Genomic DNA, 1,734 nt, shown 5'->3' with positions numbered 1-1,734 from the left:
TGCCACCCCACATACGGCTGCACGGACTGGCGCTGTATGCACTGACGGCCACCTTCGCCCCCAACCTCTCGATCTGGCTGGCGGGGCAATGGACGGATGGCCTGTTCGATTGGCGCTGGGTGTACTGGCAAATCCTTCCGCTCGCGGCCATTGCCGCCTTGTTGATCGGATGGGGCCTGCCGAAAGACCCGATCCAGACAGACCGCTTCCCGCAGGCCAACTGGCCGGGCATGGCTTTCGGCATGCCGGCATTTGCCCTGATTACCGTCGCCCTGGATCAGGGCGTGCGGCTGGACTGGTTCAACTCCCCCCTCATCGTCGTCTCATTGGTGGCCGGGCTGACGCTGCTGGCGGCCTATCTGCTGACGGAGTGGTATCACCCGGCGCCGTTCATCAAATTGCAGATGCTCAGCCGCCGCAACCTGGCGTTGGGCTTCACCTTGTTCATCTGCCTTCTGGTCGTGCTGACCTCTGGCGTGATGTTGCCGATGACCTATCTCGGGCCGCTCCAAAGCTACCGACCGCTTCAGATGGCACCAATCGGGCTCATCGTCGCGCTGCCTCAACTGGTCCTGGGTTCCGTGGTGGCGCTGTTCCTGTACCGGAAATGGGTCGATGCCCGATTCGTGTTCGCGGGCGGCCTGCTGCTGATCGCCCTGGCGTGCTTCTTTGGTGCGCAATTGACTTCCGATTGGAACCGCGACCAGTTCGTTATGACGCAGACGCTGCAAGCCTTTGGCCAGCCCATGGCTGTCGTCTCGATGCTGTTCCTGTGTACCAGCGTCGTACATCCCAGCGAAGGCCCGTATGTGTCGGGGAACATCAACACGCTGCGCGCCCTGGGGTCGGTACTCGGGGGCGCGGTGGTTGGGCAACTCGTGACCGTGAGACAGCGGTTCCACGCGGAAATGCTGCTGGACCACGCTGCGTTGGTAGGCAACTCCGTCCCGCTTGCTCCGGAGCCCGCTCAACTGATGGGAATCATCGGCCAGCAGGCGCTGGTGCTGTCAGTCGCGGATGCCTATCGCGTACTCGGCGTTCTGGCGCTGGTGATGGTCCCCTTCGTATTGCGGCTGACCTGCATTCCCGCCCCCGACTTGCAGGCCGCTGCTCCTCAATCCAAACCTTTGCCCCAAGGATAGTTTCACCATGGCCATGCCGAAGAAAGCCAAGATTACCAGTGCCGTGCTGCTGCTCGCAGTCGCAGTGGGCTGTGTCATTTATCTGAATCGTCCCGAGTCCAGCGCATCGACCCAATCTACGGACGATGCCTACGTCCAAGCCGATTTCACCCTCGTCGCGCCGCAGGTGTCCGGCGTGATCGGAAAGGTACTGGTCGAAGAAAACCAGCCAGTGAAGGCTGGGGATTTGCTCGTCGCCATCGACGACCGGGATTTCATCGTTGCGGTGAACACGGCAAAGGCACAGGTCGCCGCTGCCGAGGCCAGTGTCGAGGGGCTTGCCGCGCGTGTGGTGCAGCAGGAAACCGCGATACGTCAGGCGCAGGCGGCCGTTGCGGTGGACGATGCAGAACTCAAATTGGCAGAGGCCAACCAGAAACGCTACCGGAACCTGGCCTCCGATGGATCAGGTTCGATCCAGGCACAGCAACAGGCCGAGGCGCAGTTGGCCATTCGGCTGGCCAGCCGGGACAAGAATCGCGCGGGCCTGCAAGCGGCGCGGCAGCAGACGGACATCCTGAAAGCCGATCTTGAAAAGGCCAAGGCTGCGCTT

2 protein-coding genes are annotated in these 1,734 nt (G+C 62.3%); both read left to right on the top strand.

Translation table 11 applies throughout. From position 1 onward, the window contains the following. Nucleotides 1–1,142, top strand: a 1,142-nt coding sequence (locus APY03_RS19285; RefSeq protein WP_068679138.1) for an MFS transporter, incomplete at its 5' end; no start/stop codon positions are given. Nucleotides 1,143–1,149: 7 nt separating this feature from the next. After that, a partial coding sequence (locus APY03_RS19280) for an HlyD family secretion protein (protein WP_157103432.1) occupies nucleotides 1,150–1,734 on the top strand: 585 nt, incomplete at its 3' end.

This window comes from Variovorax sp. WDL1 (genome assembly GCF_001541225.1).
GTDB lineage: Bacteria > Pseudomonadota > Gammaproteobacteria > Burkholderiales > Burkholderiaceae_C > Variovorax.
This window is presented reverse-complemented; position numbering and strand designations above follow the sequence as displayed.